The organism is Escherichia sp. SCLE84, from assembly GCF_012584495.1.
Lineage (GTDB): Bacteria > Pseudomonadota > Gammaproteobacteria > Enterobacterales > Enterobacteriaceae > ECMA0423.
Map to the genome: position 1 here is coordinate 4,794,184 of NZ_CP051430.1, position 21,398 is coordinate 4,815,581.

The 21,398-nt window shown below is 53.3% G+C and carries 17 protein-coding genes; 15 read left to right on the forward strand and 2 right to left on the reverse strand.

The window, feature by feature from the left end; all coding sequences use genetic code 11:
- Positions 1-83: 83 nt before the first annotated feature.
- Positions 84-1,916 carry an SLC13 family permease gene (locus tag HGD79_RS23315; RefSeq protein WP_001012899.1) on the forward strand — a complete coding sequence of 611 codons (1,833 nt, stop codon included), beginning with the start codon at positions 84-86 and terminating at the stop codon, positions 1,914-1,916.
- Between the two features lie 58 nt (positions 1,917-1,974).
- On the opposite strand, the gene yfbR is transcribed toward HGD79_RS23315, so the two are convergent.
- Together yfbR and alaA are read right to left on the reverse strand one after the other, a co-directional pair.
- Positions 1,975-2,574: a 5'-deoxynucleotidase gene (gene yfbR / locus HGD79_RS23320; RefSeq protein ID WP_000813860.1), complete on the reverse strand. Its 600-nt coding sequence runs from the start codon at positions 2,572-2,574 to the stop codon at positions 1,975-1,977.
- Positions 2,575-2,657: 83 nt separating this feature from the next.
- A complete protein-coding gene (gene alaA / locus HGD79_RS23325) occupies positions 2,658-3,875 on the reverse strand; it encodes an alanine transaminase AlaA (protein WP_000074527.1) in 1,218 nt (405 codons plus the stop codon).
- Positions 3,876-4,794: 919 nt separating this feature from the next.
- Here alaA and lrhA point away from each other — a divergent pair.
- From lrhA to nuoN, 14 genes are all read left to right on the forward strand, one after another.
- Positions 4,795-5,733 carry a transcriptional regulator LrhA gene (gene lrhA / locus HGD79_RS23330; RefSeq protein ID WP_168848516.1) on the forward strand — a complete coding sequence of 313 codons (939 nt, stop codon included), beginning with the start codon at positions 4,795-4,797 and terminating at the stop codon, positions 5,731-5,733.
- A 630-nt stretch (positions 5,734-6,363) separates the two neighbouring features.
- Positions 6,364-6,807, forward strand: a complete 444-nt coding sequence (gene nuoA, locus HGD79_RS23335; protein WP_000062997.1) for an NADH-quinone oxidoreductase subunit NuoA — start codon at positions 6,364-6,366, stop codon at positions 6,805-6,807.
- Positions 6,808-6,822: 15 nt separating this feature from the next.
- Positions 6,823-7,485, forward strand: a complete 663-nt coding sequence (gene nuoB, locus HGD79_RS23340; protein WP_000386733.1) for an NADH-quinone oxidoreductase subunit NuoB — start codon at positions 6,823-6,825, stop codon at positions 7,483-7,485.
- A 93-nt stretch (positions 7,486-7,578) separates the two neighbouring features.
- Positions 7,579-9,381: an NADH-quinone oxidoreductase subunit C/D gene (nuoC, locus tag HGD79_RS23345; RefSeq protein ID WP_000247878.1), complete on the forward strand. Its 1,803-nt coding sequence runs from the start codon at positions 7,579-7,581 to the stop codon at positions 9,379-9,381.
- Between the two features lie 2 nt (positions 9,382-9,383).
- Complete coding sequence (gene nuoE / locus HGD79_RS23350; RefSeq protein WP_000545042.1) at positions 9,384-9,884, forward strand: NADH-quinone oxidoreductase subunit NuoE; 501 nt, start codon at positions 9,384-9,386, stop codon at positions 9,882-9,884.
- Positions 9,881-11,218, forward strand: coding sequence for an NADH-quinone oxidoreductase subunit NuoF (gene nuoF, locus HGD79_RS23355; RefSeq protein WP_000789495.1), 1,338 nt, complete (start codon positions 9,881-9,883; stop codon positions 11,216-11,218). Before nuoE ends, nuoF begins: the two co-directional genes overlap by 4 nt.
- Positions 11,219-11,270: 52 nt before the next feature.
- Positions 11,271-13,997 carry an NADH-quinone oxidoreductase subunit NuoG gene (nuoG, locus tag HGD79_RS23360; RefSeq protein ID WP_075826948.1) on the forward strand — a complete coding sequence of 909 codons (2,727 nt, stop codon included), beginning with the start codon at positions 11,271-11,273 and terminating at the stop codon, positions 13,995-13,997.
- Positions 13,994-14,971: an NADH-quinone oxidoreductase subunit NuoH gene (gene nuoH / locus HGD79_RS23365; RefSeq protein WP_000118507.1), complete on the forward strand. Its 978-nt coding sequence runs from the start codon at positions 13,994-13,996 to the stop codon at positions 14,969-14,971. The genes nuoG and nuoH overlap by 4 nt, the downstream gene beginning before the upstream one ends.
- A gap of 14 nt (positions 14,972-14,985) precedes the next feature.
- A complete protein-coding gene (gene nuoI, locus HGD79_RS23370; RefSeq protein WP_000172749.1) occupies positions 14,986-15,528 on the forward strand; it encodes an NADH-quinone oxidoreductase subunit NuoI in 543 nt (180 codons plus the stop codon).
- Positions 15,529-15,539: 11 nt separating this feature from the next.
- Complete coding sequence (gene nuoJ / locus HGD79_RS23375) at positions 15,540-16,094, forward strand: NADH-quinone oxidoreductase subunit J (protein WP_094322201.1); 555 nt, start codon at positions 15,540-15,542, stop codon at positions 16,092-16,094.
- Positions 16,091-16,393 (forward strand): NADH-quinone oxidoreductase subunit NuoK, encoded by a 303-nt coding sequence (nuoK, locus tag HGD79_RS23380; RefSeq protein ID WP_000612644.1) that lies wholly within the window; start codon positions 16,091-16,093, stop codon positions 16,391-16,393. The genes nuoJ and nuoK overlap by 4 nt, the downstream gene beginning before the upstream one ends.
- A complete protein-coding gene (gene nuoL / locus HGD79_RS23385; RefSeq protein ID WP_168848517.1) occupies positions 16,390-18,231 on the forward strand; it encodes an NADH-quinone oxidoreductase subunit L in 1,842 nt (613 codons plus the stop codon). The genes nuoK and nuoL overlap by 4 nt, the downstream gene beginning before the upstream one ends.
- A gap of 163 nt (positions 18,232-18,394) precedes the next feature.
- Positions 18,395-19,924, forward strand: coding sequence for an NADH-quinone oxidoreductase subunit M (gene nuoM / locus HGD79_RS23390; protein ID WP_000926441.1), 1,530 nt, complete (start codon positions 18,395-18,397; stop codon positions 19,922-19,924).
- Between the two features lie 6 nt (positions 19,925-19,930).
- Positions 19,931-21,388, forward strand: coding sequence for an NADH-quinone oxidoreductase subunit NuoN (gene nuoN, locus HGD79_RS23395; protein ID WP_096147449.1), 1,458 nt, complete (start codon positions 19,931-19,933; stop codon positions 21,386-21,388).
- Positions 21,389-21,398 lie beyond the last annotated feature (10 nt).

A 21,398-nucleotide genomic window follows, 5' to 3' on the forward strand; every position in this document is an offset into this window, starting at 1 on the left:
ACCTGATCATGATTTAGCCCCGTCTCGTCGGGGCTTTTTTATGGCAGAATCAAGACATCTCCCTCAATTAACAAGGATAAGTTGTGAACGGTGAATTGATTTGGGTTCTTTCATTACTTGCCGTTGCCATTGTCTTGTTTGCGACGGGCAGAGTGCGTATGGATGCGGTCGCTTTGTTTGTTATTGTCGCGTTTGCATTAAGCGGAACGCTGACAGTCCCCGAAGTATTTTCCGGCTTTTCTGATCCTAACGTTGTCCTGATTGCCGCCTTGTTTATTATTGGCGATGGTTTGGTCCGTACCGGTGTTGCCACCGTAATGGGAACATGGCTGGTCAAAGTGGCGGGCAACAGTGAAATCAAAATGTTGGTTTTGTTGATGCTGACCGTCGCGGGGCTTGGCGCGTTTATGAGTTCAACCGGCGTTGTCGCTATCTTTATTCCCGTGGTGTTAAGCGTTGCCATGCGTATGCAAACTTCGCCGTCACGTCTGATGATGCCGTTAAGTTTTGCCGGGCTGATTAGCGGCATGATGACGCTGGTGGCGACGCCGCCGAACCTGGTAGTCAACAGTGAATTGCTGCGTGAAGGCTATCACGGCTTCAGTTTCTTTAGCGTAACACCTATTGGCCTGGTCGTGCTGGTGCTGGGTATTTTGTATATGTTAGTGATGCGTTTCATGCTGAAAGGGGATACCCAGACCCCGCAGCGCGAAGGCTGGACGCGTCGAACCTTTCGCGATCTTATCCGTGAATATCGACTGACCGGGCGTGCGCGACGTCTGGCTATTCGCCCCGGATCGCCAATGATAGGTCAACGGCTGGATGATCTCAAATTACGTGAGCGTTATGGCGCTAACGTCATCGGTGTTGAACGCTGGCGGCGTTTTCGTCGCGTTATCGTGAACGTTAATGGGGTTTCTGAATTTCGCGCGCGTGACGTTTTGCTTATTGATATGTCTGCGGCTGATGTCGATCTCCGGCAATTTTGTAGTGAGCAATTGCTGGAGCCGATGGTACTGCGCGGCGAGTATTTTTCTGACCAGGCCCTTGATGTGGGCATGGCAGAGATTTCATTAATTCCTGAGTCAGAACTGATTGGTAAATCGGTGCGCGAAATTGGTTTTCGTACCCGCTACGGACTGAATGTGGTGGGGCTAAAGCGCAATGGCGTGGCGCTGGAAGGTTCGCTGGCGGATGAGCCTCTGCTGCTGGGCGATATCATCCTGGTTGTGGGTAACTGGAAACTGATCGGTATGCTGGCCAAACAGGGCCGCGACTTCGTAGCGCTGAACTTACCGGAAGAGGTGAGTGAAGCATCGCCCGCGCACAGCCAGGCACCCCATGCCATTTTCTGTCTGGTGCTAATGGTGGCGTTAATGCTGACAGATGAAATTCCTAATCCTGTTGCCGCTATCATCGCCTGCCTGCTGATGGGGAAATTCCGCTGTATAGATGCTGAAAGCGCCTATAAATCCATTCACTGGCCGAGCATTATTTTGATCGTTGGGATGATGCCGTTTGCTGTGGCATTACAGAAAACGGGAGGTGTCGCGCTGGCGGTGAAAGGGCTGATGGACATTGGCGGTGGTTACGGGCCACATATGATGCTGGGTTGTTTGTTTGTCTTGTCGGCGGTTATTGGGCTATTTATCTCTAATACCGCGACGGCGGTGTTGATGGCTCCGATTGCGCTGGCTGCTGCCAAAACGATGGGGGTGTCGCCTTATCCATTCGCGATGGTCGTGGCGATGGCAGCATCCGCCGCCTTTATGACACCGGTTTCTTCACCTGTTAACACACTGGTTTTAGGTCCGGGAAATTACAGCTTCAGTGACTTTGTGAAGTTGGGGGTACCGTTCACCATTATCGTGATGGCGGTTTGTGTGGTGATGATCCCGATGCTGTTTCCGTTTTGACAAGAGCCTGATGTCGCATCCGGCGCTTATTGCCTGATGCGACGCAGACTCCGGCTGCTTACAGCGGTGAATCCTGGCTAATCTCATCGAGCGAAAGATGGAAGCTGGGAACAAATACTTCCATGAAGTAGTCCATCTCCTGGCTGCGACGCGCTTCAAGCGTCGCTTCCAGTCGCGTTTTTGCCAGCAAGAATTCATTATTTCCGGCCGCGAGTTCTTCCAGACATTTCAGATATGCACACAGTGCATCTGCCTGTTTCACCAGCGATTTTTCTTCATCGCTATATGCATGCTCGTCAATTAACGGCGCAAAGATATCCCGCAGCTCTTCCGGAACCATATCGACCAGTTTTTGCTGAGCGATTTTTTCAATAGCCTTGTACTCCTGAGCGATTTGCGAATTGAAGTATTTCACCGGAGTAGGGAGATCGCCGGTGAGCACTTCTGAGGCATCGTGGTACATCGCCAGTAAAGCGATACGTTCGGCGTTGACATTACCGCCAAATTTCCGATTTTTGATAGCTGCCAGCGCATGGGCGACCATCGCTACCTGCAAACTGTGTTCGGACACATTTTCCGTCCGCACGTTGCGCATGAGCGGCCAGCGGTTAATGAGTTTCAGGCGGGAGAGATGGGCAAAAAAATGGCTCTGTTTCATAGTGACCTTACGTATGATGACATCATCAGGTCATTGTGGCGGGATAACGCTGCCGGATGCAATCTCCGGCAGTGAAATTAAGATTACAGCTGATGATAACCAGAAAGGAAACGCGCGAACTTGCTCAAAGACAGCTCGATATCATCGACACGCGGTAGCGTGACAATGCGGAAGTGATCCGGCCACGGCCAGTTGAATGCCGTCCCTTGCACCAACAGAACTTTTTCCTGCAACAGGAAATCCAGCACCATTTTCTGATCGTCGTGAATGTTAAAGCGTTTGGCGTCGATTTTCGGGAACATATACAGCGCACCACGAGGTTTCACGCAGGAAACGCCCGGAATATCGTTGATCAGTTCCCACGCGCGGTTACGCTGCTCATAAAGACGACCGCCAGGGGTAATAAATTCACTGATGCTCTGATAACCACCCAGCGCGGTCTGAATGGCGTGTTGCGCAGGAACGTTAGCACACAGGCGCATTGAAGCCAGCATTTCCAGACCTTCGATGTAGCCTTTGGCGTGTTTTTTCGGCCCGTTCAACACCATCCACCCCTGACGGAAGCCTGCAACGCGGTACGTTTTCGACAGTCCGTTAAAGGTAATGGTCAGCAGGTCAGGTGCCAGCGGCGCAATTGAGTGATGCTCAGCGTCGTCGTAAAGAATTTTGTCATAAATTTCATCGGCGAAGATAATGAGATTATGCTGACGTGCAATCTCCACAATCTCCATTAAAAGCTCTTTGGAATATACCGCGCCGGTTGGGTTATTTGGGTTGATAATAACGATCCCACGCGTACGAGGCGTAATTTTAGCGCGAATATCATCGAGGTCCGGGAACCAGTCAGAGGATTCATCGCAAAGATAATGCACCGCTTTACCGCTGGAAAGCGAAACCGCCGCGGTCCATAGTGGGTAATCTGGTGCAGGAACCAACATTTCGTCCCCGCTGTTCAGCAATGCCTGCATTGCCTGAACGATAAGCTCCGATACACCATTGCCGATGTAAATATCTTCCACGGTAACATCACGCATGCCACGAGCCTGGTAGTGCTGCATGATGGCTTTACGCGCGGAGTAAAGACCTTTGGAATCGCAATACCCTTGAGCGGTAGGCAGGTTGCGTATCACGTCAACGAGGATTTCATCTGGCGCGTCAAAACCGAACGGGGCTGGGTTGCCGATGTTCAGTTTCAGTACCTTGTTACCTTCTTCTTCCAGGCGTTTTGCTTCTTTCAGCACCGGACCACGGATGTCATAACAGACATTCTCTAATTTGCTGGATTTTTCAATGGGGGACATGAATCTTGACCTTTTTTGCTGTTATCGCCACTCCCTGCCGTGGAAGTCAGCTTAGAACAATGTACTCCCCCAGGACGGTGTTTTGAAGGTCTGCAGAATAAGATTTTGCCAGAGGGGAAGGCTCGATTGTGCTGTTAATAACTTAATAATGACAAAATAATGAGGTGTATATGCTTTACATGCAATGTTATATAGTGAATTGTTCTGATTCTTAATTGTAAGTCTGGTTTTTTTATCTGTAAGATAATTGTGTGAAAATGCCTCATTTAAGAATTCACTAATGAAACGCGATGATGATATTTCCGCATTACGGAGAGTTTAACAGCGTGATGATTTCCGAGGTGTCGTAATGGGGGCAAGGTGTGAAACTATTGTTAAGCGGAATTAATGAATGAGGATGATGCTAATTAATTATTATTTAATATTCAAAAAGGTTTTGATGTGCTTATTAATAATAGAAGATTACTTTGCCTAACATAACATAACTTTGCATCAGATAATTCGCAATGACCCTTATAAATAAAAGGTTTTTGGGGTAAAATGCTCGCATAAATGACGGATCCCTGCTCTTGATGCCGCCTCACCATTGCTGTTTGTACGTGTTCGCGTATGACCAGCGATGCTGCACGAGAGTGGAACAAGGACTCACATTTACATTTATACAAACACGCGCATGTCATAAATAGAAAAGAGTGAGTAACTTAATAGATATGCGATCCCTGAAGATATATTCTGTGATCTACTTCAGGCATTATAACGGAACAATGTGAGTCGCTTTTTTAGTGCAACTCATATGCATTTTTACTTTCGTCCGGGTTCCGGATGAAACTGCCAGGGAGGCACATTACAAATGGAATTGCTTGTTTGTGTGTGCACAGCATTAACCAGCTCAGTATGAGCCGCCAGTAAGTGATAATATATGATAAGTGCAAATCGTCCGATAATTAACCTCGACCTCGATCTGCTGAGAACATTTGTTGCTGTTGCCGATCTGAACACTTTTGCTGCCGCAGCTGCCGCTGTGTGTCGTACTCAGTCCGCCGTAAGTCAGCAAATGCACCGTCTGGAACAACTCGTTGGGAAAGAACTGTTCGCTCGTCACGGTCGCAACAAACTGTTAACTGAACATGGCATTCAACTTCTTGGTTACGCCAGGAAAATCCTGCGTTTTAATGATGAGGCCTGCTCATCATTAATGTTCAGTAATCTTCAGGGCGTGTTAACTATCGGTGCTTCAGATGAATCTGCCGATACGATCTTACCTTTCCTGTTAAATCGCGTGAGTTCGGTTTATCCGAAATTAGCGCTGGATGTCCGCGTTAAACGTAATGCCTATATGGCAGAAATGCTGGAATCCCAGGAAGTGGATTTGATGGTAACCACCCATCGTCCTTCAGCGTTTAAGGCATTGAACCTGCGAACCTCGCCAACACACTGGTACTGCGCAGCGGAATACGTATTGCAAAAAGGCGAGCCGATCCCTCTTGTATTGCTGGATGATCCAAGTCCGTTTCGCGATATGGTGCTGGCGACGCTTAATAAAGCAGATATTCCATGGCGACTGGCTTATGTCGCCTCGACGCTTCCGGCCGTTCGTGCGGCAGTGAAAGCCGGTCTTGGCGTGACGGCAAGGCCGGTTGAGATGATGAGCCCGGACCTGCGTGTGCTGAGTGGAGTAGATGGCTTACCGCCGCTACCTGATACCGAATATTTGCTGTGCTATGACCCGTCCAGTAATAATGAGCTGGCCCAGGTGATCTATCAGGCGATGGAGAGCTACCATAATCCGTGGCAATACAGCCCAATGTCTGCTCCGGAAGGGGATGATTCATTGTTGATTGAAAGGGATATCGAGTAATCGACGGACGATAGATAATTCCTGAGACAATAGTGTAAAAAACGAGCCGCTGGGGGTGTTTTAAACCCCAGCGGCTTTTTTTTAGTAAAAATCCTTCCTCGCATAGTGCAGAACGTACAAAACTGTTCATTTTTCAATCACCAGAGATTCACGTCCCGAACGCACAAATAATCGCCTGAAAAAAATCACCTGCTACAATGATGTTAAAAAATACGTAAATTTGTTGCTGCGTTTTTGTTATGGAATGACAAAAGCGTGTCACAGATCAAGAAAATACTCTCTTTTGGGGGGAGGAATCGACACAAATTCCTGTCAAAATAGACCCGTATTTTTTCCATTGCTTCACAACGGACACGATTCAACAACATCTAATTATCCTGGAGTCGTCAAGGATCTGGGGTGAAAGGGCATTAAATGCTAATGGTGTTGATATTATGTAAACTAATGTGAAGAAACTTTTGTTAAAGTTGACAAAAGGTTATAGAAAGGAGTAAAAGACCACATCAATTAGCTGTATAAAAGAATTTCTACAGTGATTGTAAGGTTTTTTTTATTCCTCCCCATGAATCGATGTGGCGTCCATCTGCCGTGAAGAGCAGTGAATCTGGCGCTACTTTTGATGAGTAAGCAATGAGTATGTCAACATCCACTGAAGTCATCGCTCATCACTGGGCATTCGCTATCTTTCTTATCGTTGCCATTGGCCTGTGTTGCCTGATGCTGGTAGGCGGTTGGTTTTTAGGCGGTCGCGCACGCGCGAGGTCGAAAAACGTGCCGTTTGAATCCGGTATCGACTCGGTCGGCTCCGCCCGCTTACGCCTGTCCGCCAAGTTTTATCTGGTGGCCATGTTCTTCGTTATCTTCGACGTTGAAGCGCTGTATCTGTTCGCATGGTCAACCTCTATCCGCGAAAGCGGCTGGGTAGGCTTTGTGGAAGCTGCAATTTTTATTTTTGTGTTACTGGCAGGTCTGGTTTATCTGGTGCGTATTGGCGCGCTGGACTGGACGCCCGCGCGTTCACGCCGCGAGCGTATGAACCCGGAAACGAACAGTATCGCTAATCGTCAACGCTAACCGCGAGGCATTAAGATGGATTATACGCTCACCCGCATAGATCCCAACGGTGAGAACGACCGTTACCCCCTGCAAAAGCAGGAGATCGTAACCGACCCTCTGGAGCAAGAAGTTAACAAAAACGTGTTTATGGGCAAGCTCAATGACATGGTTAACTGGGGTCGTAAAAACTCAATTTGGCCGTATAACTTCGGTCTTTCCTGCTGTTACGTTGAGATGGTGACTTCGTTTACCGCGGTGCATGACGTGGCGCGTTTTGGCGCAGAAGTATTGCGTGCTTCGCCGCGTCAGGCTGACCTGATGGTGGTTGCAGGAACCTGCTTTACCAAAATGGCACCGGTTATTCAGCGTCTGTATGACCAGATGCTGGAACCAAAATGGGTTATCTCAATGGGTGCCTGTGCCAACTCTGGTGGTATGTACGATATTTATTCCGTTGTGCAGGGCGTCGATAAATTCATCCCGGTTGATGTGTATATCCCGGGCTGCCCGCCGCGTCCTGAAGCGTACATGCAGGCACTGATGCTGTTGCAGGAATCTATCGGCAAAGAACGTCGTCCGCTCTCCTGGGTGGTTGGCGATCAGGGCGTTTATCGCGCCAATATGCAATCAGAGCGCGAACGCAAGCGCGGTGAACGTATTGCCGTAACCAACCTGCGTACACCTGACGAGATTTAATTTGCGCCTGTCGGCAAAGGGATTTTTCTTCGCTTATTCCTAAATCTATTTCGCGAAGCTTACTGCGCCGACAGTCACCACGGACCATTTGCAATGGTGAACAATATGACCGACTTAACCGCGCAAGAACCCGCCTGGCAGACCCGCGATCATCTTGATGATCCGGTGATTGGCGAACTGCGCAACCGTTTTGGGCCGGATGCCTTTACTGTTCAGGCGACTCGCACCGGGGTTCCCGTTGTGTGGATCAAGCGTGAACAATTACTGGAAGTTGGCGATTTCTTAAAGAAACTGCCGAAACCTTACGTCATGCTGTTTGACTTACACGGCATGGACGAACGTCTGCGCACACACCGCGAAGGGTTACCTGCCGCGGATTTTTCCGTTTTCTACCATCTGATTTCTATCGATCGTAACCGCGACATCATGCTGAAGGTGGCGCTGGCAGAAAACGACCTGCACGTACCGACCTTCACCAAACTGTTCCCGAACGCTAACTGGTATGAGCGTGAAACCTGGGATCTGTTTGGCATTACTTTCGACGGTCACCCGAACCTGCGCCGCATCATGATGCCGCAAACCTGGAAAGGTCACCCGCTGCGTAAAGATTACCCGGCGCGCGCTACCGAATTCTCGCCGTTTGAGCTGACCAAAGCCAAACAGGATCTGGAGATGGAAGCCCTGACCTTCAAACCGGAAGAGTGGGGGATGAAGCGCGGCACCGAAAACGAGGACTTCATGTTCCTCAACCTCGGTCCGAACCACCCGTCGGCGCACGGGGCTTTCCGTATCGTTTTACAACTCGACGGCGAAGAGATTGTCGACTGCGTACCAGACATCGGCTACCACCACCGTGGTGCGGAGAAAATGGGCGAGCGCCAGTCCTGGCACAGCTACATTCCGTATACCGACCGTATTGAATACCTCGGCGGCTGCGTTAACGAAATGCCTTACGTGCTGGCGGTAGAGAAACTGGCCGGGATCACCGTGCCGGATCGCGTTAACGTCATTCGCGTTATGCTCTCCGAACTGTTCCGTATCAACAGCCACCTGCTGTACATCTCGACCTTTATTCAGGACGTCGGCGCAATGACGCCCGTGTTCTTCGCCTTTACCGATCGTCAGAAAATTTACGATCTGGTGGAAGCGATCACGGGTTTCCGTATGCACCCGGCGTGGTTCCGTATTGGCGGCGTAGCGCACGACCTGCCGCGCGGCTGGGATCGCCTGCTGCGTGAGTTCCTCGACTGGATGCCGAAACGTCTGGCGTCTTACGAGAAAGCGGCGCTGCAAAATACCATTCTGAAAGGTCGTTCCCAGGGCGTTGCCGCCTATGGCGCGAAAGAGGCGCTGGAGTGGGGCACCACTGGCGCGGGCCTGCGTGCTACCGGGATCGACTTCGACGTGCGTAAGGCGCGTCCTTATTCTGGCTATGAAAACTTCGACTTTGAAATCCCGGTTGGTGGTGGTGTTTCTGACTGCTACACCCGCGTAATGCTGAAAGTGGAAGAGCTGCGCCAGAGTCTGCGCATTCTTGAGCAGTGCCTCAACAACATGCCGGAAGGCCCGTTCAAAGCGGATCACCCGCTGACCACGCCGCCGCCGAAAGAGCGCACGCTGCAACATATCGAAACCCTGATCACCCACTTCCTGCAAGTGTCGTGGGGGCCGGTGATGCCTGCCAATGAATCTTTCCAGATGATTGAGGCGACCAAGGGGATCAACAGTTACTACCTGACCAGCGACGGTAGCACCATGAGTTATCGCACTCGTATCCGCACGCCGAGTTATGCGCATTTGCAGCAAATTCCGGCGGCGATCCGCGGCAGCCTGGTGTCTGACCTGATTGTTTATCTGGGCAGTATCGATTTTGTTATGTCAGATGTGGACCGCTAATTATGCACGAGAATCAACAACCACAAACCGAGGCTTTTGAGCTGAGTGCGGCAGAGCGTGAAGCGATTGAGCACGAGATGCACCACTACGAAGACCCGCGTGCGGCGTCCATTGAAGCGCTGAAAATCGTTCAGAAGCAGCGTGGCTGGGTGCCGGATGGTGCGATCCACGCGATCGCCGATGTGCTGGGTATTCCGGCGAGCGACGTCGAAGGCGTGGCAACGTTCTACAGCCAGATCTTCCGCCAGCCGGTTGGCCGCCATGTGATCCGTTATTGCGACAGCGTGGTCTGTCATATCAATGGTTACCAGGGCATCCAGGCGGCGCTCGAGAAAAAGCTGAACATCAAACCAGGGCAAACGACATTTGATGGCCGCTTTACGCTGCTGCCAACCTGCTGCCTGGGGAACTGTGATAAAGGGCCAAATATGATGATCGATGAGGACACTCACGCGCATCTGACCCCGGAAGCGATCCCTGAACTGCTGGAGCGGTATAAATGAAAAACATTATCCGTACTCCCGAAACGCATCCGCTGACCTGGCGTCTGCGCGATGACAAACAGCCAGTGTGGCTGGACGAATACCGCAACAAAAACGGTTACGAAGGGGCGCGTAAGGCGCTGACCGGGCTGTCTCCGGACGAAATCGTTAATCAGGTAAAAGACGCTGGTCTGAAAGGGCGCGGTGGCGCGGGCTTCTCGACTGGCCTGAAGTGGAGCCTGATGCCGAAAGACGAATCCATGAACATCCGTTACCTGCTGTGTAACGCCGATGAAATGGAGCCAGGCACCTATAAAGACCGCCTGCTGATGGAGCAACTGCCGCACCTGCTGGTGGAAGGCATGCTCATCTCCGCGTTTGCGCTGAAAGCTTACCGTGGCTACATCTTCCTGCGTGGCGAATATATTGAAGCGGCAGTAAATCTGCGCCGCGCCATTGCCGAAGCCACTGAAGCGGGCTTGCTTGGCAAAAACATTATGGGAACAGGTTTCGACTTCGAACTGTTCGTCCATACCGGGGCAGGGCGCTACATCTGCGGGGAAGAAACAGCGTTAATCAACTCCCTGGAAGGGCGTCGTGCTAACCCACGCTCGAAACCCCCCTTCCCGGCAACCTCCGGCGTATGGGGCAAACCGACCTGTGTCAACAACGTCGAAACCCTGTGTAACGTTCCGGCGATCCTCGCTAACGGCGTGGAGTGGTATCAGAACATCTCGAAAAGTAAAGATGCTGGCACCAAGCTGATGGGCTTCTCCGGTCGGGTGAAAAATCCGGGTCTGTGGGAACTGCCGTTTGGTACTACCGCGCGCGAGATCCTCGAAGATTACGCCGGTGGTATGCGTGACGGTCTGAAATTCAAAGCCTGGCAGCCAGGCGGCGCGGGCACCGACTTCCTGACCGAAGCGCACCTTGACCTGCCGATGGAATTCGAAAGTATCGGTAAAGCGGGAAGCCGTCTGGGTACGGCGCTGGCGATGGCGGTTGACCATGAGATCAACATGGTGTCGCTGGTGCGTAACCTGGAAGAGTTTTTCGCCCGTGAGTCCTGCGGCTGGTGTACGCCGTGCCGCGACGGTCTGCCGTGGAGCGTGAAAATTCTGCGTGCGCTGGAGCGTGGCGAAGGTCAGCCGGGCGATATCGAAACACTTGAGCAACTGTGTCGATTCTTAGGCCCGGGTAAAACTTTCTGTGCCCACGCACCTGGTGCAGTGGAGCCGTTACAGAGCGCCATCAAATATTTCCGCGAAGAATTTGAGGCGGGAATCAAACAGCCGTTCAGCAATACCCATTTGATTAATGGGATTCAGCCGAACCTGCTGAAAGAGCGCTGGTAACCGAATTTCGATTAACGCTCAGTCTCTGACTGAGAAAACTGGAAGCATGCTAATGGCTACAATTCATGTAGACGGCAAAGAATACGAGGTCAACGGAGCGGACAACCTGCTGGAAGCTTGTCTGTCTCTGGGCCTTGATATTCCTTACTTTTGCTGGCATCCGGCGCTGGGAAGCGTCGGTGCTTGCCGCCAGTGTGCGGTGAAGCAATACCAAAACGCGGAAGACACGCGTGGTCGCCTGGTGATGTCCTGTATGACACCGGCTTCCGATGGCACCTTTATTTCCATTGACGACGAAGAAGCGAAACAGTTCCGTGAAAGTGTGGTCGAGTGGTTAATGACCAACCACCCGCACGACTGTCCGGTATGTGAAGAAGGCGGTAACTGCCATCTTCAGGATATGACCGTGATGACCGGACACAGCTTCCGTCGCTACCGTTTCACCAAACGTACCCACCGTAATCAGGATTTGGGGCCATTCATCTCTCACGAAATGAACCGCTGCATCGCCTGCTACCGCTGTGTGCGTTACTACAAAGATTACGCTGACGGTACAGATCTGGGCGTTTACGGTGCGCACGACAACGTCTACTTCGGTCGCCCGGAAGACGGCACGCTGGAAAGCGAATTTTCCGGTAACCTGGTCGAAATTTGCCCGACCGGCGTATTTACCGACAAAACGCACTCCGAGCGTTATAACCGTAAATGGGATATGCAGTTTGCGCCGAGCATCTGCCAGCAATGTTCCATCGGCTGTAACATCAGCCCCGGCGAGCGTTATGGCGAACTGCGTCGTATCGAAAACCGTTACAACGGTACGGTAAACCACTACTTCCTCTGCGACCGTGGTCGTTTCGGTTACGGTTACGTCAACCTGAAAGATCGTCCGCGTCAGCCAGTACAGCGTCGTGGCGATGATTTCATTACCCTCAACGCCGAACAGGCAATGCAGGGCGCAGCAGATATTCTGCGTCAGTCGAAGAAAGTGATCGGTATTGGTTCTCCGCGTGCCAGCGTGGAAAGCAACTTTGCGCTGCGTGAACTGGTGGGCGAAGAAAACTTCTACACCGGTATCGCTCACGGTGAGCAGGAACGTCTGCAACTGGCGCTGAAAGTGCTGCGTGAAGGCGGCATTTATACGCCGGCTCTGCGCGAAATCGAATCTTACGATGCGGTACTGGTGCTGGGCGAAGACGTTACCCAGACCGGCGCGCGCGCCGCGCTGGCAGTGCGTCAGGCGGTGAAAGGTAAAGCGCGCGAAATGGCGGCAGCACAGAAAGTGGCTGACTGGCAGATTGCGGCAATCCTTAACATCGGCCAACGTGCGAAGCATCCGCTGTTTGTTACCAACGTTGATGACACCCGTCTGGATGATATCGCGGCGTGGACTTATCGCGCACCGGTTGAAGATCAGGCGCGTTTAGGTTTTGCCATCGCCCATGCGCTGGATAACTCCGCGCCAGCGGTTGACGGTATTGAACCTGAACTGCAAAGCAAAATCGACGTCATCGTGCAGGCACTGGCGGGTGCGAAGAAACCGTTGATTATCTCCGGGACGAACGCCGGTAGCTTAGAGGTGATTCAGGCGGCGGCTAACGTCGCAAAAGCCCTGAAAGGTCGCGGCGCTGACGTCGGTATCACCATGATTGCCCGTTCCGTCAACAGCATGGGGCTGGGCATTATGGGTGGCGGTTCGCTTGAAGAAGCGTTAACCGAACTGGAAACTGGACGCGCCGACGCGGTGGTGGTGCTGGAAAACGATCTGCATCGTCACGCTTCTGCTACCCGCGTGAATGCTGCGCTGGCTAAAGCGCCGCTGGTGATGGTGGTTGATCATCAACGCACAGCGATTATGGAAAACGCCCATCTGGTACTTTCTGCTGCCAGCTTTGCTGAAAGCGACGGTACGGTGATCAACAACGAAGGCCGCGCCCAACGTTTCTTCCAGGTTTACGATCCGGCTTATTACGACAGCAAAACTGTCATGCTGGAAAGCTGGCGCTGGTTACACTCGCTGCACAGCACCCTGCTGAGCCGTGAAGTGGACTGGACGCAGCTCGACCATGTAATTGACGCTGTTGTGGCGAAAATCCCGGAACTGGCAGGTATCAAAGATGCTGCGCCGGATGCGACATTCCGTATTCGTGGGCAGAAACTGGCCCGTGAACCGCACCGTTACAGCGGTCGTACCGCCATGCGCGCCAATATCAGCGTTCATGAGCCGCGTCAGCCGCAGGATATTGACACCATGTTCACCTTCTCGATGGAAGGTAACAACCAGCCGACCGCGCACCGTTCGCAAGTGCCGTTTGCCTGGGCGCCGGGCTGGAACTCCCCGCAGGCGTGGAACAAATTCCAGGACGAAGTGGGCGGCAAACTGCGCTTTGGCGATCCCGGTGTGCGTCTGTTTGAAACCAGCGAAAACGGTCTGGATTACTTCACCAGCGTACCGGCACGCTTCCAGCCGCAGGACGGGAAATGGCGTATCGCGCCGTACTACCACCTGTTTGGCAGCGATGAATTGTCACAGCGTGCTCCGGTCTTCCAGAGCCGTATGCCGCAGCCGTATATCAAACTCAACCCAGCGGATGCCGCGAAGTTGGGCGTGAATGCGGGGACACGCGTCTCCTTTAGTTACGATGGCAACACGGTCACGCTGCCGGTTGAAATCGCCGAAGGGCTGACGGCAGGGCAGGTGGGCTTGCCGATGGGTATGTCCGGCATTGCTCCGGTGCTGGCTGGCGCGCATCTTGAGGATCTCAAGGAGGCACAACAATGAGTTGGATATCACCGGAACTGATTGAGATCCTGCTGACCATCCTCAAAGCGGTGGTGATCCTGCTGGTGGTTGTCACCTGTGGGGCATTCATGAGCTTTGGCGAACGTCGCCTGCTGGGTCTGTTCCAGAACCGTTATGGACCTAACCGTGTTGGCTGGGGCGGTTCGCTCCAGCTGGTTGCGGACATGATCAAAATGTTCTTTAAAGAAGACTGGATCCCGAAATTCTCGGATCGCGTCATCTTTACCCTGGCACCGATGATTGCCTTTACCTCGCTGCTGCTGGCCTTTGCAATTGTGCCAGTCAGTCCGGGTTGGGTGGTTGCCGACCTGAACATCGGGATTTTGTTCTTCCTGATGATGGCAGGTCTGGCGGTTTACGCGGTGCTGTTTGCGGGCTGGTCAAGTAACAACAAATACTCGCTGCTGGGTGCGATGCGTGCTTCTGCGCAGACCCTGAGCTACGAAGTATTCCTCGGGCTTTCCCTGATGGGCGTGGTGGCGCAGGCCGGTTCATTCAACATGACCGACATCGTCAACAGCCAGGCGCATGTGTGGAACGTCATCCCGCAATTCTTTGGTTTTATTACCTTTGCCATCGCGGGCGTGGCGGTGTGTCACCGTCACCCGTTTGACCAGCCGGAAGCCGAGCAGGAACTGGCGGATGGTTACCACATTGAATATTCCGGTATGAAGTTCGGTCTGTTCTTCGTGGGTGAGTACATCGGGATTGTGACCATCTCTGCATTGATGGTGACGCTGTTCTTCGGTGGCTGGCAAGGCCCGTTGTTACCGCCATTCATCTGGTTCGCGCTGAAAACCGCGTTCTTTATGATGATGTTCATTTTGATTCGTGCGTCGTTACCGCGTCCGCGTTATGACCAGGTAATGTCCTTCGGCTGGAAAATCTGCCTGCCGCTGACGCTGATCAACTTGCTGGTAACGGCGGCTGTCATTCTCTGGCAGGCGCAATAAGGGGCAATAAGACCATGACCTTAAAAGAATTGTTAGTAGGTTTCGGCACCCAGGTTCGTAGTATCTGGATGATCGGCCTGCACGCGTTCGCCAAACGCGAAACGCGAATGTACCCGGAAGAGCCGGTCTATCTGCCGCCCCGTTATCGTGGTCGTATCGTTCTGACCCGCGACCCGGACGGCGAAGAGCGTTGCGTAGCCTGTAACCTCTGCGCGGTAGCCTGCCCGGTCGGCTGTATCTCGCTGCAAAAAGCAGAAACCAAAGACGGTCGCTGGTACCCGGAATTTTTCCGCATCAACTTCTCACGCTGCATTTTCTGTGGTCTGTGCGAAGAAGCCTGTCCGACCACGGCGATTCAGTTAACCCCGGATTTCGAAATGGGGGAATACAAGCGCCAGGATCTGGTTTACGAAAAAGAGGATCTGCTGATCTCCGGTCCGGGCAAATACCCGGAATATAACTTCTACCGGATGGCAGGTATGGCAATCGACGGCAAAGATAAGGGCGAAGCAGAGAACGAAGCCAAGCCTATCGACGTCAAGAGCCTGTTACCGTAAGGAGAGGGGCAATGGAGTTCGCTTTTTATATCTGTGGCCTGATAGCCATACTTGCGACCTTGCGAGTGATCACCCATACCAATCCGGTACACGCACTGCTGTACCTGATTATTTCGCTGCTGGCGATTTCCGGGGTGTTCTTCTCACTGGGCGCTTACTTCGCCGGTGCGCTGGAAATTATCGTCTACGCGGGTGCCATTATGGTGCTGTTCGTGTTCGTGGTGATGATGCTCAACCTGGGCGGTTCAGAAATCGAACAGGAACGCCAGTGGCTGAAACCGCAGGTGTGGATTGGTCCGGCAATTTTGTCGGCCATCATGCTGGTGGTGATTGTTTACGCCATCCTTGGTGTTAATGATCAGGGTATCGACGGTATGCCAATCAGTGCTAAAGCAGTGGGTATTACGCTGTTCGGGCCTTACGTACTGGCGGTGGAACTGGCTTCTATGCTGCTGCTCGCGGGTCTGGTTGTGGCCTTCCACGTCGGTCGTGAAGAGCGTGCGGGTGAAGTGCTGAGCAATCGTAAAGACGACAGCGCGAAAAGAAAAACGGAGGAGCACGCATGATCCCCTTACAACATGGACTGATCCTCGCGGCAATCTTATTCGTTCTTGGCTTAACCGGTCTGGTTATCCGTCGCAATCTGCTGTTTATGCTGATTGGTCTGGAAATCATGATTAACGCCTCCGCGCTGGCCTTTGTGGTCGCCGGAAGCTACTGGGGTCAGACCGACGGTCAGGTGATGTACATTCTCGCCATCAGCCTCGCGGCGGCAGAAGCGAGTATCGGCCTTGCGCTGCTGCTGCAACTTCACCGTCGTCGCCAGAACCTGAACATCGATTCAGTAAGTGAGATGCGCGGATGAACATGCTTGCCTTAACCATTATTTTGCCATTGATTGGCTTCGTCCTGCTGGCGTTCTCCCGTGGGCGCTGGTCTGAAAACGTTTCGGCGATCGTCGGCGTTGGCTCTGTGGGCCTGGCGGCGCTGGTAACCGCCTTTATCGGCGTTGATTTCTTCGCTAACGGCGAGCAGTCATACAGCCAGCCGCTGTGGACGTGGATGTCGGTAGGCGACTTTAACATCGGTTTTAACCTGGTGCTGGACGGCCTGTCGCTGACCATGCTCTCGGTGGTCACTGGTGTGGGTTTCCTTATTCACATGTACGCCTCCTGGTACATGCGCGGTGAAGAGGGCTACTCTCGCTTCTTCGCCTACACCAACCTGTTCATCGCCAGCATGGTAGTTCTGGTTCTCGCCGATAACCTGCTGCTGATGTACCTCGGCTGGGAAGGCGTGGGCCTGTGCTCCTATCTGCTGATCGGTTTCTATTACACCGATCCGAAGAATGGCGCAGCGGCAATGAAAGCGTTCGTCGTGACCCGTGTGGGTGACGTTTTCCTCGCTTTCGCACTGTTCATTCTTTACAACGAACTGGGCACCCTGAACTTCCGCGAAATGGTGGAACTGGCACCAGTGCACTTTGCTGACGGCAATAACATGCTGATGTGGGCGACGCTGATGCTGCTGGGCGGTGCGGTCGGTAAATCTGCGCAGTTGCCGTTGCAGACATGGCTTGCTGACGCGATGGCGGGCCCGACGCCTGTCTCCGCGCTGATCCACGCCGCAACGATGGTAACCGCGGGTGTCTACCTGATCGCCCGTACCCACGGCCTGTTCCTGATGACGCCGGAAGTTCTGCATCTGGTGGGTATTGTCGGGGCGGTTACGCTGTTGCTGGCCGGTTTTGCCGCGCTGGTACAGACCGACATCAAACGTGTTCTCGCTTACTCTACCATGAGCCAGATTGGCTACATGTTCCTCGCGCTTGGCGTGCAGGCATGGGATGCGGCGATTTTCCACTTGATGACTCACGCGTTCTTTAAAGCGCTGCTGTTCCTGGCATCCGGTTCCGTCATTCTGGCCTGCCATCACGAACAGAACATCTTCAAGATGGGCGGTCTGCGTAAATCTATTCCGCTGGTTTATCTCTGCTTCCTGGTGGGCGGCGCAGCACTGTCGGCACTACCGCTGGTCACTGCGGGCTTCTTCAGTAAGGATGAGATCCTCGCGGGTGCGATGGCGAATGGTCATATCAATCTGATGGTGGCAGGTCTGGTCGGTGCGTTTATGACCTCGCTCTACACCTTCCGTATGATTTTCATCGTCTTCCACGGAAAAGAACAAATTCACGCTCACGCCGTGAAAGGGGTAACTCACAGCCTGCCGCTGATTGTGCTGCTGATCCTTTCCACCTTCGTTGGCGCACTGATTGTACCGCCGCTGCAGGGCGTGCTTCCGCAAACGACGGAACTGGAGCACGGCAGCATGTTGACCCTGGAAATTACCTCTGGCGTGGTCGCGGTGGTCGGCATTCTGCTGGCAGCCTGGCTGAGGCTGGGTAAACGTACTCTGGTGACCTCCATCGCCAACAGTGCGCCGGGCCGCCTGCTGGGCACCTGGTGGTACAACGCCTGGGGCTTTGACTGGCTGTACGACAAAGTGTTCGTCAAGCCGTTCCTGGGTATTGCCTGGTTGCTGAAACGCGATCCGCTGAACTCAATGATGAACATCCCGGCGGTTCTTTCCCGCTTTGCAGGTAAAGGTCTGCTGTTAAGCGAGAACGGTTATCTGCGCTGGTATGTGGCATCCATGAGCATCGGTGTGGTCGTGGTGCTGGCACTGTTGATGGTACTGCGTTGAGTTAAGGATTGTGGGATTGCCCCTGGGCATATAAGAACGTAGGTCGGATAAGCTGCCTTCGCGGCGCATCCGACACTACCCCCAGTCCGAAGAGAATTTTCTGTCGTGAGAATTCGTTGAAAATCCGGTCCTGACGGGACTTTTACAAGGAATAAAGATCGCCATGTTACTACCCTGGCTAATATTAATTCCCTTTATTGGCGGCTTCCTGTGCTGGCAGACCGAACGCTTTGGCGTCAAGGTGCCGCGCTGGATCGCGCTGATCACCATGGGATTGACGCTGGCGCTGTCGCTGCAACTGTGGTTGCAGGGCGGTTATTCACTGACGCAATCCGCCGGAATTCCGCAGTGGCAGTCTGAATTCGACATGCCGTGGATCCCGCGTTTTGGTATCTCTATTCATCTCGCCATTGACGGTCTGTCGCTGCTGATGGTCGTGCTGACCGGTCTGCTCGGTGTGCTGGCGGTACTATGTTCGTGGAAAGAGATCGAAAAATATCAGGGCTTCTTCCACCTCAACCTGATGTGGATCCTGGGCGGCGTTATCGGCGTGTTCCTTGCCATCGACATGTTCCTGTTCTTCTTCTTCTGGGAAATGATGCTGGTGCCGATGTACTTCCTGATCGCACTGTGGGGGCATAAAGCCTCTGACGGTAAAACGCGTATCACGGCGGCAACCAAGTTCTTCATTTACACCCAGGCGAGTGGCCTGGTGATGTTGATTGCCATCCTGGCGCTGGTTTTTGTTCACTACAATGCGACCGGCGTCTGGACCTTCAACTATGAAGAGCTGCTGAATACGCCAATGTCCAGTGGTGTGGAATACCTGTTAATGCTGGGCTTCTTCATCGCCTTCGCAGTCAAAATGCCGGTGGTTCCGCTGCATGGCTGGCTGCCGGATGCGCACTCCCAGGCTCCGACCGCCGGTTCCGTTGACCTCGCGGGGATCTTGCTGAAAACTGCCGCTTACGGTTTGCTGCGTTTCTCCCTGCCGCTGTTCCCGAACGCGTCGGCAGAGTTCGCGCCAATTGCTATGTGGCTGGGTGTTATCGGCATCTTCTACGGTGCGTGGATGGCCTTCGCCCAGACCGATATCAAACGTCTGATCGCCTACACCTCGGTTTCCCACATGGGCTTCGTGCTGATTGCTATCTACACCGGCAGCCAGTTGGCCTACCAGGGCGCGGTAATCCAGATGATTGCGCACGGTTTGTCGGCGGCGGGTCTGTTTATTCTTTGTGGTCAGCTTTATGAACGTATCCATACCCGCGACATGCGCATGATGGGCGGTCTGTGGAGCAAGATGAAATGGCTGCCAGCACTGTCGCTGTTCTTTGCGGTGGCAACGCTTGGGATGCCTGGCACCGGTAACTTCGTCGGCGAATTTATGATTCTGTTCGGCAGCTTCCAGGTTGTCCCGGTGATTACCGTTATCTCTACCTTTGGGCTGGTCTTTGCATCTGTTTATTCGCTGGCGATGTTACATCGCGCTTACTTCGGTAAAGCGAAAAGCCAGATTGCCAGCCAGGAACTGCCAGGGATGTCGCTGCGTGAGCTGTTTATGATCCTGTTGCTGGTGGTGCTGCTGGTACTGCTGGGCTTCTATCCGCAGCCGATTCTGGATACCTCGCACTCCGCGATTGGCAATATCCAGCAGTGGTTTGTTAATTCCGTTACTACTACAAGGCCGTAAATCGCCATGACAATAACTCCACAAAACCTGATCGCACTGCTACCGTTGCTGATCGTCGGCTTGACGGTGGTGGTTGTGATGCTCTCCATTGCGTGGCGACGCAATCATTTCCTCAACGCTACGCTCTCGGTTATTGGGCTTAACGCGGCGCTGGTTTCGCTCTGGTTTGTTGGCCAGGCGGGCGCTATGGACGTTACGCCGCTGATGCGCGTTGATGGTTTCGCCATGCTTTACACCGGGCTGGTATTGTTGGCGAGCCTCGCCACCTGTACTTTCGCCTACCCGTGGCTTGAAGGCTATAACGACAACAAGGATGAGTTCTACCTGTTGGTGTTAATTGCCGCGCTGGGCGGGATCCTGCTGGCGAATGCCAACCATCTGGCGTCTCTGTTCCTCGGTATCGAACTGATCTCTTTGCCGCTGTTTGGCCTGGTCGGTTACGCTTTCCGCCAGAAACGTTCGCTGGAAGCCAGTATCAAATACACTATCCTTTCTGCCGCAGCGTCTTCTTTCCTGCTGTTCGGTATGGCGCTGGTGTATGCGCAGTCTGGCGACCTGTCGTTTGTCGCGCTGGGTAAAAACCTCGGCGACGGTATGCTCAACGAGCCGCTGTTGCTGGCAGGTTTCGGCCTGATGATTGTTGGCCTTGGCTTCAAACTCTCTCTGGTGCCGTTCCACCTGTGGACGCCAGACGTATACCAGGGCGCGCCTGCGCCGGTTTCCACTTTCCTGGCGACGGCGAGCAAAATCGCTATCCTCGGTGTGGTGATGCGTCTGTTCCTCTACGCACCGGTGGGTGACAGCGAAGCGATTCGGGTAGTGCTGGCGATTATCGCCTTTGCCTCTATCATCTTCGGTAACCTGATGGCGCTGAGCCAGACCAATATCAAACGTCTGCTCGGTTACTCATCTATCTCTCACCTCGGCTATCTGCTGGTGGCGCTGATTGCGCTGCAAACGGGCGAGATGTCGATGGAAGCGGTAGGAGTTTACCTGGCCGGTTATCTGTTCAGCAGCCTCGGCGCGTTCGGCGTGGTCAGCCTGATGTCCAGCCCGTACCGTGGCCCGGATGCTGATTCCCTGTTCTCTTACCGCGGTCTGTTCTGGCATCGCCCGATCCTCGCGGCGGTGATGACGGTGATGATGCTGTCTCTGGCCGGTATTCCGATGACGCTGGGCTTTATTGGTAAGTTCTACGTGCTGGCGGTCGGTGTCCAGGCACACTTGTGGTGGCTGGTGGGCGCCGTGGTTGTCGGTTCGGCAATCGGCCTTTACTACTACCTGCGCGTGGCGGTGAGCCTGTACCTGCACGCCCCGGAACAACCGGGTCGCGATGCACCGTCAAACTGGCAGTACAGCGCAGGCGGTATCGTGGTGCTGATCTCTGCACTGTTGGTACTGGTGCTGGGTGTATGGCCACAACCGCTGATTAGCATTGTGCGGTTAGCAATGCCGCTGATGTAAGCTATCAGTT